The sequence below is a fragment of the Methylobacterium sp. NMS14P genome (assembly GCF_028583545.1).
Taxonomy (GTDB): domain Bacteria; phylum Pseudomonadota; class Alphaproteobacteria; order Rhizobiales; family Beijerinckiaceae; genus Methylobacterium.
This window is the reverse complement of record NZ_CP087106.1, coordinates 3,263,239-3,276,594: the sequence shown is the minus strand read 5'-3', so window position 1 is coordinate 3,276,594 and position 13,356 is coordinate 3,263,239. Positions and strand designations below refer to the sequence as shown.

Here is a 13,356-nt window from a genome sequence, read left to right as displayed (position 1 = left end):
GGGGCCCCGGCGGCCCCCGTTTTCAGTTGCACCGCGAACAACGAATTCGCGTGCCGGATGCAGGTCGGCGGTTGCCTTCTGTCTCGTGACGCGTTTGAATAATGCATTACGAGAGAGCGCCCGGTCCCCACGCCGAGGCGCCCGGCGACCGCGCGAGGCGGCGCCCCATGGGAGGAACGGTCGATGTCGAAGCGCTTCAGCGCCACGAACGGCGTGCTCGGCCTGCTCTGTGTGATGTACTTCATCACCTATCTGGACCGGGTGAACATCGCCACCGCCGGCGCGGAGATCATGCGCGATTTCGGCATGTCGAAGACCGATTTCGGTCTGATCCTGTCGGCCTTCGCTTATCCCTACGCCATCTTCCAGGTGATCGGCGGGTCGGTCGGCGACAAGTTCGGCGCGCGGCGCACGCTGCTGGCCTGCGGGGTGATCTGGGCCGCCGCGACCATCCTGACCGGCATGGTCGGCGGCCTCGTCAGCCTGTTCCTGGCCCGGGTGCTGCTCGGTTTCGGCGAGGGCGCGACCTTCCCGACCGCCACCCGCGCCATGCAGAACTGGACGGCGCCCGGCCGGCGCGGCTTCGCGCAGGGCATCACCCACGCCTTCGCGCGCCTCGGCAACGCGGTGGCGCCGCCGATCGTCGCCTTCCTGATCTACCATTTCGGCTGGCGGACCAGCTTCGTGATCCTCGGCGCGGTGAGCTTCATCTGGGTCGCGATCTGGTGGCTGTACTTCCGGGACGACCCGTCCGAGCATCCGGCGATCACCAAGGCGGAGCTCGACACGCTGCCGCCGCCCCGCAAGGTCGGCGCGAAGCAGAGCGTGCCGTGGGGCGCCCTGACCCGGCGCATGCTGCCGGTCTCCATCACGTATTTCTGCTACGGCTGGACGCTGTGGCTGTTCCTCGGCTGGCTCCCGAGCTTCTTCAAGGAGAACTACAGCCTCGACCTGAAGAACTCGGCCCTGTTCGCCTCGGGCGTGTTCTTCGCCGGCGTCGTCGGCGACACGGTCGGCGGCATGCTCAGCGATTCGATCCTGCACCGCACCGGCAACGTGAAGCTCGCGCGCCTGTCGGTGATCGTGATCGGCTTCCTCGGGGCCGCCGCCAGCCTCGCCGGCGTGTTCATGACGCGCGACCTGACCCTCGTGGCGCTGCTCCTGTCCTCCGGCTTCTTCTTCGCCGAGCTGGTGATCGGACCGATCTGGTCCGTGCCGATGGATATCGCGCCGAAATATGCCGGTACGGCGAGCGGCTTGATGAACACCGGCTCGGCCGTTGCGGCGATCGTGTCGCCGATCGTCTTCGGCGTCATCGTCGACATGACCGGGAGCTGGACGCTGCCCTTCGTCGGCTCGATCGGCCTGTGCCTGCTCGGCGCCGCACTGGCCTTCACCATGCACCCCGAGCGGGAGTTCGTGGATCCGGTCACGCCGCCGGTCGGCCCCGCGGCCACCGTGCCGGCCGGGGAGTAGCGCGCCATGGCGGAGACGATGGAGCGGTCCGGCCCGCTCGCCGGGATGCGGGTGATCGAGCTCGCCCACATCATGGCCGGGCCGGTCTGCGGGCTGATGCTCGCCGACATGGGCGCGGAGGTGATCAAGGTCGAGAAGATGGAGGGCGACGACACCCGTCGCACCGTCCCGCCCGCCCTCGAGGGCGAGAGCGCCGCCTACATGATGATGAACCGCGGCAAGCGCGGCATCAGCCTCGACCTGAAGGATCCGGACGGCGTGGCGGTCCTGCGCCGCCTGCTCAGGGGCGCGGACGCCCTGATCGAGAACTACCGCGGCGGCACGATGGAGCGCCTCGGGATCGGGTACGAGACCCTGAAGGTCGAGTTCCCCGAACTGGTCTACTGCTCGCTCTCCGGCTTCGGCCGCACCGGTCCCTACGCCGACCGCGCCGGGTTCGACCTCGTGGCGCAGGGCATGAGCGGCCTCATGTCGGTGACCGGGGAGGGGCCCGGGCGTCCGCCGATGAAGTGCGGGCCGCCGGTCACCGACATCACCGCCGGCATCCTGGCCGCGATGGGCGTCCTGGCCGCCTACGCGAACCGGCTCCGGACGGGCCAAGGCCAGGCGGTCGACACGTCGCTGTTCGAGGCCGGCATCACCCACACCTACTGGCAGTCGGCCATCGCCATGGCGACCGGGATCGCGCCCGGCCCGATGGGCTCGGCCCATCCGCTGAACGCCCCCTACGAGGCCTTCGAGACCGCCGACGGGTGGATCACGATCGGCGCGGCCAACCAGACCAACTGGCTGCGCCTGCTCAAGGCCATCGGCGCGGACCGCCTCGCCGAGGACCCGCGCTTCGCGCTCAACCGCGACCGGATGGCCAACCGGCACGACCTCGCCGCGACCCTCGCGCCGATCTTCCGGGCCCACAGCTCGGCCGAGTGGCTCGCCCGGCTCGAGGCCGGCGGCGTCCCGGCCGGGCCGGTCCTCGACGTGAACGCCATGCACCGCGACCCGCAGGCGCTCGCCCGCGAGATGGTGGTCGAGGTCGATCACCCGCGGGTCGGGCGCATGAAGACCCTCGGCCTGCCGGTGAAGTTCTCCGAGACACCGGGACGCGTGCACGGGCCGGCCCCGTTGCTCGGCGAGCATTCCCGGGCGATCCTGGCGGAGGCCGGCTACGCGCCGGCGGAGATCGACGCGCTGATCGCGCGGGGCGTGGTCCGCGAGACCGCGGCCTGACGCCGCCACCCGGAGACGCCGCGCATGACTGCCAAGCCCGCGACCGACGAGCTGCTGTTCACCACCGACGAGGCCGGCATCGCCCGCATCGTCCTGAACCGTCCGCAGGCGCGCAACGCGCTCACCTTCGCGATGTATCAGGGCCTGATCACCTGCTGCGAGGCGATCGCCGACAACCCGGCGGTCAAGGCGCTGATCATCACCGGCGCGGGCGACAAGGCCTTCGCGGCCGGGACCGACATCGCCCAGTTCCGCGACTTCAGCACCGCCGAGGACGCGCTGGGCTACGAACGCTTCATGGACAAGGTGCTGGGCTCCCTGGAGCGGCTGCGGGTGCCGACCATCGCGGCGATCGCCGGGGCCTGCACGGGCGGCGGCGCCGCCATCGCGGCCGCCTGCGACCTGCGGGTGGCCACGCGCGACGCGCGCTTCGGCTTCCCGATCGCCCGCACCCTCGGCAACTGCCTGAGCCAGGGCAACCTCAAGCGGCTCTCCGGCCTGATCGGCCCGGCGCGGGTCAAGGACATCATCTTCACCGCCCGGCTCGTCGGCGCCGAGGAGGCGCTCGGCATCGGGCTCATCGGCGAGATGGTGGACGATCGCGCCGCGCTCACCGAGCGGGTGGATACCCTGGCGCAGCTGCTGGCCAACCACGCGCCGCTGACCATGCAGGCGACCAAGGAGGGGCTGCGGCGCCTCGCAGAGGAGGAGGCCGGCGCCGAGGGCGCGCCGCATCCCGGCGATGACCTGATCCTCATGTGCTACATGAGCCAGGATTTCCGCGAGGGCATGGAGGCGTTCCTCGGCAAGCGCCCGCCCAACTGGACCGGGCGCTAGGGCCGCACCGGAGGGTGCTGCGACGGTCCGGAGGGACGGCGCCTCCGGTGTCGAGACAGTGGCGCCATGCCCCCTCTCCCGTGCGGGAGAGGGTCGGGGTGCGGGACGAGAACGTTCAGGATCGAGCGCGCGATCCTGCGTCGACGGCGCGCGCCTCGTCCGGACAGACCTGATCCCTCACCCTGTCTTTCTCCCGCACGGGAGAGGGGACCCGCGCGTCGTGCGGAGCGGGAACGGCGCCAGCCGCGCCGCTCAGCCCGGCAGCGCGCAGACGTCGACCCAGGCGGCGCCGGTCAGCTCGGCCATCCGCGCCGGCGCGATCCGCACCGAGCTGTGGGTGCTGCCGGCCGCCGGCACCACCTCGTCGAACGCCCTCAGCGAGACGTCGCAGTAGACGGGCAGCGGCGTCGACAGGCCGAAGGGGCAGACGCCGCCCACCGGGTGGCCGGTGAGGACCTCCACCTCGCCGAGGTCGAGCATCCGCACCTTGCCGCCGAAGGCGGCCTTGGCCTTCCGGTTGTCGAGCCGGGCGTCGCCGCGCGTCACCACCAGGGCGACCTGCTCGCCGACTCGGATCGAGAGCGTCTTGGCGATCTGCGCCGGGACGACGCCGTGGCCCTCGGCCGCCTCGGCGACGGTCGCGGTGCTGGTCCCCAGCACGATGACCGCGATGTCGGGCGCCTTCTCGGCGAAGAAGGCGCGCACGGAGGCGAGGCTCATGGTTCGGTCCGAAGCTCGAGATCGGGGCGGCGCGGCGCGCGCGCTGCCATAGGCGGCTCCGGGCGCGGCGGCCAGCGCGCCGACGCGGGGCGCCGCTGCGCGGGACGCGGAGCCCGCGTGACCGCGTCCCTCCACGCGACAGGCCCCCCTCCGGGCGGAGAGGGGCCTGCCTCGCGGCGCTTCTGCTCGGGTCGACCTACCGCGTCGTCGTCAGCAGCAGGTCCGGCAGCCACATCGCGATGCCGGGCACGAGGCACAGGATCAGGATCGCCACCGCCATCAGGATCACGAAGGGCAGGGTGCCCCAGATGATGTCCGAGAGCGGGATGTCCGGGGCGATGTTCTTGATGACGAAGATGTTCAGGCCCACCGGCGGGTGGATCAGGCCCATCTCCATGGTGATGGTCATCACGACGCCGAACCAGACGAGGTCAAATCCGGCGGCCTTGAGCGGCGGCAGGATGATCGGCGCCGTCATCAGGATGATCGAGACCGGCGGCAGGAAGAAGCCCAGCGCGATCACCAGCGCCAGGATGGTCACCAGCAGCAGCCACGGCGAGAGCTGCATCGCGACGATCGCGGCGGCGGCCGATTGCGAGATGTGCAGGTAGCTCATCACGTAGGCGTAGAGGAGCGACATGCCGATGATCAGCATCAGCATGGTCGATTCCCGCAGCGTCGCCGTCAGGATCGGCGTGACGTCGCGGAACCGCCAGACACCGTAGATCGCGGCGATCAGCGCCAGGGCCATCAGCCCGCCGAGGCCCGCGGTCTCCGAGGGCGTGGCGTAGCCGCCGTAGAGCGCCACCATCACGCCGGTGAGCAGGACCACGAAGGGCAGGACCCGCGGCAGCGTCGAGAAGCGCTGCGACATGCTGTACTGCTCGTCGGCCAGGATCGGCGAGGCCGGCCCGCCGCGCTCCAGTGCCTCCTTGGCGGCGGCGTATTCCGAGCGGAAGCGCACCATCGACCACGCGGCGAACAGGCCCACGAGCAGGAGCCCCGGCCCGATGCCCGCGAGGAACAGCCGCCCGAGCGACTGCTCGGCCGCGACCGCGTACAGGATCATGGTGATCGAGGGCGGCAGCAGGATGCCGAGCGTGCCGCCCGCCGCGATGATCCCGGCGGCGAAGCCCGGCGAGTAGCCGCGCTTGCGCATCTCCGGGATGCCGGCGGAGCCGATCGCCGAGCAGGTGGCCGGGCTGGAGCCCGCCATGGCGGCGAACAGCGCGCAGGCGAAGACGTTGGCGATGCCCAACCCGCCCGGGATGCGGTGCATCCAGGCGTGCATGGCGGTGTAGAGATCCTGGCCGGCCTTGGACCGCCCGATGGCCGCGCCCTTCAGGATGAAGAGCGGGATCGACAGCAGGGTGATCGAGGCCATCTCCTCGTAGACGTTCTGCGCCACCGTATCGAGGGAGGCGCCGGGCATGAACGCCACCATGAAGGCGAGCGCCACGAAGCCCAGCGCGAAGGCGATGGGGATGCCCGAGAGCATCGCCCCGAGGGTCGCGCCCGCGTACAGGAAGCCGATCGCGGCCGTGCTCATCGTTCAACCTTCGCGGAAACGGTCTGACCCATCGGATCCGGTCCCCGAGGCGCGACCTCGGCCGCCCCGTGCATGTCGCGATTGACGTCGGCTCCGAGCCCGATCTTGGGCTGCGCCCAGCCGGCGGCCCGCGGCCCGTAGGCGAGGGCCTCGGCGATCTGCAGGACGAACTGGAGGCACAGCAGGCTCATGCCGACCGACATGAGCGTGTAGGGGATCCAGAGCGGCGGCCCCCAGGTCGACTGCGACACCTGACCGTCGACCCAGGCCTCGTGATCGAGCGACCAGCTCTTCCACGCGAAGAACAGGCAGAAGGCGAGGCTGACGATGTCGGCCAGCAGGAGCCGGACCCGGTTCGCGGCCGGCGGGAGGAGACCGGTCAGGGCCTCGATCGCCACGTGCCCGCGCTTGGCCTGCACGCCGGCCGCCGACAGGAAGGTGGCCCCGATGATGAGGTACACCGCCATCTCGTCCTGCCACTCCGTCGGCTCCTTCAGGAGGTAGCGGACGACGACGCTGTGGGTGAGCACCAGGCAGGCCGCCACGAGGCAGAGGCCGCCGACGGCCAGGATCACCTTGTTCAGGAGGCGCATGCCCCGGTCGAAGGCGCCGAGGAGGCCCGGAAGGCGCGGCTCCTCAGCCCCGCGCGCGTCCGGAGCGGCCGTGGCCGCGTCGAAGCCGTGGCTCACGCGACCTGCTCCGCGAGCTTCAGCAGTTCCGCGCAGTTCGCGTTCTTGGCGGCGTAATCCTTCCAGGCCGTGTTGCGGGCGAGATCCCGCCACTGGCCGAGGGACTTCTCGTCGACCTGGACGACCTTGGCGCCGGCCTTGGCGAAGATCTCCTCGACCCGGGTGTCATCCTCCTTCGCGCCGGACTGGCCGAAGGCTTCGAGCTCCGTACCGACCGCCATGATCAGGTCCTGCTGCTCCTTCGGCAGGCCCGAGAACACGATCTTCGACATCATGATCGGCTCGAGCATGAACCAGTAGGAGCGCTCGCGCCCCGAGGTCAGCGCCTTGGACAGCTCCTCCAGGCGGAAGGAGATCAGGCTGGTGGAGGAGGTGATCACCGCGTCGCAGGCGCCGGTCTGCATCGCCGCGTAGGATTCGTTCGACGGGATCGAGAGGGTGGCCGCGCCGGCCTCCTTCATCATCATGTCCATCTCGCGCGACCCGCCGCGGACCTTCATGCCCTTGGCGTCGGCCGGCGACACGAGGGCGCGCTCCCGGCTCGCGACGCCGCCGGCCTGCCAGACCCAGGAGACCAGGATGATGCCCTTCGCGTCCAGGATCTCGGTGAGCTTGCGGCCGACCGGAGCCGCCTTCCACGCCACGGCCTGGGCGTAGGACGTCACCAGGGCGGGCATCAGGCCGATATTGAGCTCCGGGATCTCGCCGCCCGCGTAGGGGCTCGGGTAGAGCGACATGTCGAGGGCGCCCTTGCGCATGGCGCCGAACTGGGCGTTCGTCTTCATCAGCGAGGAGCCCGGGTAGACCTGGACATCCAGGGCGCCCTTCGAGCGCTCGCCGACCATCTTGGCGAACTTCCGGCACATGCGATCGCGGAAATCGCCCTCGTCGATGGTGCCGCCGGGAAACTGGTGGGACAGCTTCAGCGTCGTGGCCGCCTGGGCACCGTTGACACCGAAGCGCAGGATTGCCGGTGCCGCGAGCGTGGCCGCGATCAGCGAGCGACGAGTGGGCGTCATGAAGCTCTCCCGCACCGCAAACAACGCGGCGTAATTTTGTGCGCCGCAATAGTGCGGCGCCTCGTTGTATGCATGGAAAACCGGCTTGTATATTTTGTCAATGCTCCAGCATAATGTTCGCGTGCGTCGAACATCCGCCGGCCTCAACGGGCGGGGCGGCGCGCGGCCCGATCGTCGGGGGAGGAAACGGGCGCATGAGCCACGCGCAGCGGCTGCGGCAGCGAATCGAGGATGAGATCGTCTCCGGCGAACTCGCACTGGGATCGCGGCTCGACGAGAACCAGCTCGCGGCCCGCTTCGGGGTCTCGCGCACGCCGATCCGCGAGGCGCTGCTGCAGCTCGCCGTCACCGGCCTGGTGCAGACGAAGCCCCGGCGCGGCGCGATCGTCAGCGCCCCCGAGCCGCATCTTCTGCTGGCCATGTTCGAGACGATGGCGGAGATCGAGGCGGCGTGCGGCCGCCTCGCGGCGCGCCGCCTCGTCCCCGAGGACGCCGCCGCGCTGCGCGCCGCGCTGGAGGGCTGCCGCGCCGCCCTGGCGACCGACGACACCGAGGCCTACTACGCCGAGAACTACGTGTTCCACACGGTGGTGTACCGGGCGAGCCGGAACGCCTTCCTGGCGGAGCAGGCGCTGTCACTCCATCGCCGGCTGGCCCCGTATCGCCGGCTGCAGCTGCGCGTGCGCCAGCGCCTGCCGCAATCGCTGGCCGAGCACGAGGCGATCGTCGCCGCGATCATCGCGGGCGACGAGGCCGGCGCCGCCGACGCCCTGCGGAGCCACGTGATCGTCCAGGGCGACCGCTTCACCGATCTCGTGGCGGGCTTGCGGGCGCCGAGCGCCGCCTGAGCGGGGCAGCCGCCGCGATGCCCGTGCGGACGGCCCGTCCGAATCCGGACCGGGCCCGAGGGCCGTCGTTTCACCGCGCCCTAACCCTGCGCGCAGGTTGGACTGCGTAGGTGTTCCGCCCGACTCGACCGTAAGTTGTAGTCCCGGCATTGTCGGTCCGCAGCCGGGGACAGATCATGCTGAAGGACGTCGTCAGGAGCGCGGGCCGCCGGGCGGGAGTGGACATCTTCCGGGCGAGCCGGGAAGCGTTCCGCTGGAGCCACACGGTCCACGATTACTACCCGGTCGTGCCGTCGTCGCGCTGGACGCCGGGCCGGGCGCCGCACGGCCAGCTCAGGGCGGTGCTCGGCCGGTCGCACGCGGCCTACGACCGGTTCCTCACCGAACTCGAGGCGCGGGCGGACCTGCTCCACAGCGTCCCGCACGATGCGCCGGTGGCCGGGGCGGCGACGCCCTACTGGAACAACACGTGGTTCACCGCCCTCGACGGCGCCGCGCTGATGACGATGCTGGCCTGGAAGCGCCCCGAGCGATTCTTCGAGATCGGCTCGGGCTGCTCGACCTGCTTCGCGCGGCACACGATCGACGCCCTGAAGCTGCCGACGCGCATCACCTCCATCGATCCGATGCCGCGTCGCGAGATCGACGCCCTCTGCGACTGGACCGTGCGCAGCCCGCTCGAATCCTGCGACCTGAAGATCTTCGAGGAGCTGAAGGCGGGCGACGTCCTGTTCTTCGACGGGTCGCACCGCACCTTCGCGAACTCGGACGTGACCGTGTTCTTCTTCGAGGTGATGCCGCGCCTCGCGCCCGGCGTGATCGTGCAGATCCACGACATCTTCATCCCGGACGACTACCCGTCCGCGTGGAACTGCAGGCTGTACAACGAGCAGTACCTTCTCGCGGCGATGCTGCTGTGCGGCGCGCCGCCGTTCCGGGTGACAGTGCCGGTGATGTACATCTGCCAGGACCCGGAGATGAGCGCCCGGGTCAGGACGGTCTTCGCCGCCCGCGGCGCCGGCCCCGATATCCCGTTCCTCTACGCGAACGATTCCCGCACGCCGGGCGCGTCGTTCTGGTTCGAGATGACCGGGATGCCCGGCTGATCGCGCGTGCAGTTTGAGGCGACCGAGGCGCTCAGGCGATCTCGGCCGCACCGTAATTCGCGGCGATCACCGACTTCTTCCCGCGGATGTGCTCGCGCATCAGCACGGCCAGCGCCGCGCCGTCCCGGGCGCGCAGCAGCGCGATCATCCGCTCGTGCTCGGAGACGGCGCGGGCCCACTGCTCCGGGGTCTGGTGGGCGGAGTAGCGCGAGCGCTGGATCCGGCCGGACAGGCTCTCGTAGATGTTGGCGAGGATCGTGTTGCGGCTCGCCGCCATGATCCCCTCGTGAATCCGGCGGTTGTGGCTGAAATAGCCGGCCTCGTCGCCCGATTTCCAGGCCTCGACCATCGCGTCGTGATCGACCACCAGGGCGTCGATGTCGGCGTCGGTGATCGTCCGGCAGGCGAGGTCACCGGCGGTCGCCTCGAGGCCGGCGATCACCTCCATCATCTCCTCGAGTTCGCCGTCCGAGATGCTGGCGACGCGCGCCCCGCGGTTCGGGAGCAGTTCGAGCAGCCCCTCCGTCGCCAGGATCTTGATCGCCTCGCGGAGCGGAGTCCGCGAGATCCCGAAGCGCTCGGTCAGCTCGCTCTCGTTGATCCGCGCCTTCGGCTCCATCTCGCCGGACCGGATCAGTTCGCGCATGCGCTCGGCGACCTCGTCGTGGAGGTAGCGGCGGCTGATGCCGATCCCGGGCTCGATTTTGTTCATGGTCCCCCGACACACGCCAGGTCAGTGCGACCTGTGGTCTATGTGTAGGTGCCCGGCAATGGAGTGTCGAGGTACGAGGGCCCGATCCAGCACGCGAGCCACATGTTCCGCCCGGAGGCCCAGCCCGTCGTGGATCTGGTGGCGGCAACTTGTGCCGTCGGCCACCACGAGATCGTCGGGTCCGGCGGCGCGAAGCGCCGGGAACAGCGACAGCTCCGCCATGGCGAAGGACGTCTCGATGGTGTCCGGCCGGTAGCCGAAGGCGCCCGCCATCCCGCAGCAACTCGACTCGATGACCCGCAGGTCGAGCCCCGGTACCGACCGGAGCACCGTCTCGACCGAGCCCATGACGCCGAAGGATTTCTGGTGGCAGTGGCCGTGCAGGTGCGCGACCCGGCCGCCCTGGTCGGCGAAGGGCAGCGCGATCCGGCCGGCCGTCAGGTCGGAGGCCAGCAACTCCTCGAACAGGAACGACTGCTTGGCCAGCAGCGCGGACTCTTCGCCGGGCAGGAGGGCCGCGAACTCATCCCGGAAGGTGAGCAGGCAGGACGGCTCCAGGCCGACCACCCGGGCGCCCGCGCGCAGGAACGGCAGCAGCGCGTCGAGGGTGCGGCGCGCCTCCTGACGCGCACGGTCGGTCTGGCCGGCGGAGAGCCAGGTCCGGCCGCAGCAGAGCGGGCGCCGGCCGCGGGACGGGTAGACCCGGTGCAGCCGGTACCCGGCGGCCTGCAGGACGCGCTCGGCCGCCTCCAGATTCTCCCGCTCGAACGCCCGGTTGAAGGTATCGCCGAAGAGAATCACGTCGCGGAAGTCGCCCGCCACGTCCTGCGCGTGGGCGGGCTCGCCCTGCTCGCTCCAGGGCCGGCGCCAGCGCGGCAGCGAGCGCTTGGCCGAGAGCCCGGCGAGGCGCTCCGAGAGGGCTGCGAGCGCGGGATACCGATCCCGCAGGTTGAGGAGCGGCGCCAGTCTCGCCGCGGTCCCGGCATAGAGCGGCATCGTCGCGATGAGGCGCTCCCGCAGGGGCAGCCCGTGGCGGGCGTGATAGTGATGCAGGAACTCGATCTTCATCTTGGCCATGTCGACGCCGGTCGGGCACTCGCGGCGGCAGGCCTTGCAGGAGACGCAGAGATCGAGGGTGCGCTTCATCTCCGGGCTGGTGAAGGCGTCCTTGCCGAGCTGGCCGGAGATGGCGAGCCGCAGGGAATTCGCCCGACCCCGGGTCAGGTGCTGCTCCTCCTTGGTCGCCCGGTAGGAGGGGCACATGGCGCCGCCGACGAGCTTCCGGCAGGTGCCGTTGTTGTTGCACATCTCGACGGCGGAGCCGAAGCCGCCCCAGTCCGACCAGTCGAGGGCAGTCTTCATCGGGGCCGTGACCGCGTAGTCCGGCTTAAACCGGAACAGGCTGCGATCGTCGAATTTCGGGGCCCGCACGATCTTGCCGGGGTTGAGGCGGTCGTCCGGATCGAACGCGTCCTTCACGGTCTCGAAGGCGCGGGTGAGGGTCGCTCCGAAGAGCGGCTCCACGAATTCCGAGCGGGAGATGCCGTCCCCGTGCTCGCCGGAATACGAGCCCTTGTAGCGGCGCACCAGCTCGGAGGTCTCCTCCGCGATCGCCCGCATCCGGCGGACATCGCCGGCCTCCTTCATGTCGAGGATCGGGCGGACATGCAGGCAGCCGACGGAGGCGTGGGCGTACCACGTGCCGCGTGTGCCGTTCCTGGTGAAGACCTCGGTGACCGCGTCCGTGTAGTCGGCGAGGTGCTCCAGCGGGACGGCGCAGTCCTCGATGAAGGAGACCGGCTTGGCGTCGCCCTTCATCGACATCATGATGTTGAGGCAGGCCTCGCGAACCTCCCAGACCGACTTCTGGCGGGCGGGCTCGACCACCTCCACGACGGCGTCCGGGAAACCGTGATCGGCCATGCAGGCGTCGAGGCGCTTCAGGTCGCGCCTGAGCGACGCGAGGTCGTCGCCGGCGAACTCGGTGAGCAGCAGGCAGTTCGGCTTGCCCTTCGTGATGTCGGCGAGCGTCGTGCGGAAGAGCGGGATGTCGGCGCCGAGCACGAGGACGTTGTTGTCGACGAGTTCGACCGCCACCGGATCCAGGCCGACGATGTGCCGCGTCGTCTCCATGGCGGCCCGGAAGGACGGGAAGTGGCACACGCCCATCACCCGGTGCGCCGGCAGCCGCGAGAGCTTCAGCGTCACCGCGGTGGTCGCGGCCAGCGTGCCCTCGGACCCGACGAGCAGGTGCGCGAGGTTCGGCTGCGCCTCGATCAGCGCGTCGAGGTTGTAGCCGCCGACGCGACGCTGAACCTTCGGGTAGCGCGCCTCGATCTCGGCGCGGTGGTTCTCGGCGAGGCCGCGCATCCGGGCGGCCAGCGCCGCGGCCCGATCAGACCCGTGCACGCCCGAATGCGCGTTCCCGGTCAGGCCGAAGCCGAAGGCCTCGCCGTCGTGGAGCAGCGCCTCGATCGACAGGACGTTGTCGCTCATCTTGCCGTAGCGCAGGGAGCGGGCCCCGCAGGAATTGTTGCCCGCCATGCCGCCGATGGTGCAGCGGGTCGCCGTCGAGGGCTCGACCGGGAAGAACCAGCCGTCGGCCTTCACCCGGGTGTTCAGGCGCTCCAGAACCATGCCGGGCTCGACCGTGATCGTGCCGGCCTCCGCGTCGTAGGCCAAGACGCCGTTGAAGTACCGGGAGCAGTCGACCACGAGGCCCGACCCGATCGGCTGGCCGTTCTGCGAAGTGCCGCCACCGCGCAGGATCACCGGCGCGCCGTGCTCGGCGGCGATGCGCAGGGTCGCGGCGATGTCGGAGGCGGAGCGCGGCAGCACCACGCCGGCCGGCATGATCTGGTAGATCGACGCGTCCGTGCTGTAGCGTCCGCGCGTGAACGCGTCGAAACGCGCCTCGCCCTGGAGCTGCTCCGCCAGCCTGCGCGGCAATCCGGCGTCCAGGCGCGCCGCGGCACGCGGCGCCGGGGCATCCGCCCTCGCTTCCGTCACGATCGATCCCTCCCGGGGTGGGACGCGCCCACCCGCCGGGAAATGTATTCAAAATTCACGGCGGAGCAAACTGGCCGCGGCGTCACGCCGGGGACGGGATGTCGGCGCCGCGTGCATCGGCATGCCTCGAAGACCGCCCCGATCCTTGCCCCGCGCGGCGCGTT

Annotated in this window: 11 protein-coding genes; 5 read left to right on the top strand and 6 right to left on the bottom strand. The window is 70.5% G+C overall.

Annotated elements, in window-relative coordinates; all coding sequences use genetic code 11:
- The first annotated feature begins 183 nt into the window (after nucleotides 1-183).
- Genes LOK46_RS15755 through LOK46_RS15745 form a run of 3 tightly spaced genes read left to right on the top strand, consistent with a single transcriptional unit; the run spans nucleotide 184 to nucleotide 3,540 of the window.
- The gene (locus LOK46_RS15755) at nucleotides 184-1,476 is read left to right on the top strand and encodes an MFS transporter (protein WP_273558605.1); all 1,293 of its coding nucleotides are present in this window, start codon (nucleotides 184-186) and stop codon (nucleotides 1,474-1,476) included.
- Between the two features lie 6 nt (nucleotides 1,477-1,482).
- Nucleotides 1,483-2,703, top strand: a complete 1,221-nt coding sequence (locus LOK46_RS15750) for a CaiB/BaiF CoA transferase family protein (RefSeq protein WP_273558603.1) — start codon at nucleotides 1,483-1,485, stop codon at nucleotides 2,701-2,703.
- Between the two features lie 24 nt (nucleotides 2,704-2,727).
- The gene (locus tag LOK46_RS15745; protein WP_273558601.1) at nucleotides 2,728-3,540 is read left to right on the top strand and encodes an enoyl-CoA hydratase/isomerase family protein; all 813 of its coding nucleotides are present in this window, start codon (nucleotides 2,728-2,730) and stop codon (nucleotides 3,538-3,540) included.
- 252 nt (nucleotides 3,541-3,792) lie between these two features.
- On the opposite strand, the gene LOK46_RS15740 is transcribed toward LOK46_RS15745, so the two are convergent.
- The 4 genes from LOK46_RS15740 to dctP form a co-directional block, all read right to left on the bottom strand.
- Nucleotides 3,793-4,260 (bottom strand): YbaK/EbsC family protein, encoded by a 468-nt coding sequence (locus LOK46_RS15740; RefSeq protein ID WP_273558600.1) that lies wholly within the window; start codon nucleotides 4,258-4,260, stop codon nucleotides 3,793-3,795.
- Nucleotides 4,261-4,456: 196 nt separating this feature from the next.
- Entirely contained in the window at nucleotides 4,457-5,809 is a 1,353-nt protein-coding gene (locus LOK46_RS15735; protein WP_273558598.1) for a TRAP transporter large permease, read from the bottom strand.
- A complete protein-coding gene (locus LOK46_RS15730; RefSeq protein WP_273558596.1) occupies nucleotides 5,806-6,498 on the bottom strand; it encodes a TRAP transporter small permease in 693 nt (230 codons plus the stop codon). The genes LOK46_RS15735 and LOK46_RS15730 overlap by 4 nt, the downstream gene beginning before the upstream one ends.
- Entirely contained in the window at nucleotides 6,495-7,517 is a 1,023-nt protein-coding gene (gene dctP, locus LOK46_RS15725) for a TRAP transporter substrate-binding protein DctP (protein WP_273558594.1), read from the bottom strand. Before dctP ends, LOK46_RS15730 begins: the two co-directional genes overlap by 4 nt.
- A 194-nt stretch (nucleotides 7,518-7,711) precedes the next feature.
- Between dctP and LOK46_RS15720 the strand changes: the two genes are divergently transcribed.
- Together LOK46_RS15720 and LOK46_RS15715 are read left to right on the top strand one after the other, a co-directional pair.
- Entirely contained in the window at nucleotides 7,712-8,365 is a 654-nt protein-coding gene (locus LOK46_RS15720) for a GntR family transcriptional regulator (protein ID WP_273558592.1), read from the top strand.
- 176 nt (nucleotides 8,366-8,541) lie between these two features.
- Nucleotides 8,542-9,471, top strand: coding sequence for a class I SAM-dependent methyltransferase (locus LOK46_RS15715; protein WP_273558590.1), 930 nt, complete (start codon nucleotides 8,542-8,544; stop codon nucleotides 9,469-9,471).
- A 31-nt stretch (nucleotides 9,472-9,502) separates the two neighbouring features.
- Here LOK46_RS15715 and LOK46_RS15710 read toward each other — a convergent pair whose 3' ends face one another.
- Nucleotides 9,503-10,183, bottom strand: a complete 681-nt coding sequence (locus tag LOK46_RS15710) for a GntR family transcriptional regulator (RefSeq protein ID WP_273558588.1) — start codon at nucleotides 10,181-10,183, stop codon at nucleotides 9,503-9,505.
- 21 nt (nucleotides 10,184-10,204) lie between these two features.
- Nucleotides 10,205-13,192 (bottom strand): FAD-binding and (Fe-S)-binding domain-containing protein, encoded by a 2,988-nt coding sequence (locus tag LOK46_RS15705; protein ID WP_273558587.1) that lies wholly within the window; start codon nucleotides 13,190-13,192, stop codon nucleotides 10,205-10,207.
- Between the last annotated feature and the right edge of the window lie 164 nt (nucleotides 13,193-13,356).

Coding starts and splice junctions, on each gene's coding strand:
- LOK46_RS15710 (WP_273558588.1), bottom strand. CDS start 10,183: ATGAACAAAATCGAGCCCGGGATCGGCATCAGCCGCCGCTACCTCCAC.
- LOK46_RS15750 (WP_273558603.1), top strand. CDS start 1,483: ATGGCGGAGACGATGGAGCGGTCCGGCCCGCTCGCCGGGATGCGGGTG.
- dctP (WP_273558594.1), bottom strand. CDS start 7,517: ATGACGCCCACTCGTCGCTCGCTGATCGCGGCCACGCTCGCGGCACCG.
- LOK46_RS15745 (WP_273558601.1), top strand. CDS start 2,728: ATGACTGCCAAGCCCGCGACCGACGAGCTGCTGTTCACCACCGACGAG.
- LOK46_RS15740 (WP_273558600.1), bottom strand. CDS start 4,260: ATGAGCCTCGCCTCCGTGCGCGCCTTCTTCGCCGAGAAGGCGCCCGAC.
- LOK46_RS15735 (WP_273558598.1), bottom strand. CDS start 5,809: ATGAGCACGGCCGCGATCGGCTTCCTGTACGCGGGCGCGACCCTCGGG.
- LOK46_RS15715 (WP_273558590.1), top strand. CDS start 8,542: ATGCTGAAGGACGTCGTCAGGAGCGCGGGCCGCCGGGCGGGAGTGGAC.
- LOK46_RS15720 (WP_273558592.1), top strand. CDS start 7,712: ATGAGCCACGCGCAGCGGCTGCGGCAGCGAATCGAGGATGAGATCGTC.
- LOK46_RS15755 (WP_273558605.1), top strand. CDS start 184: ATGTCGAAGCGCTTCAGCGCCACGAACGGCGTGCTCGGCCTGCTCTGT.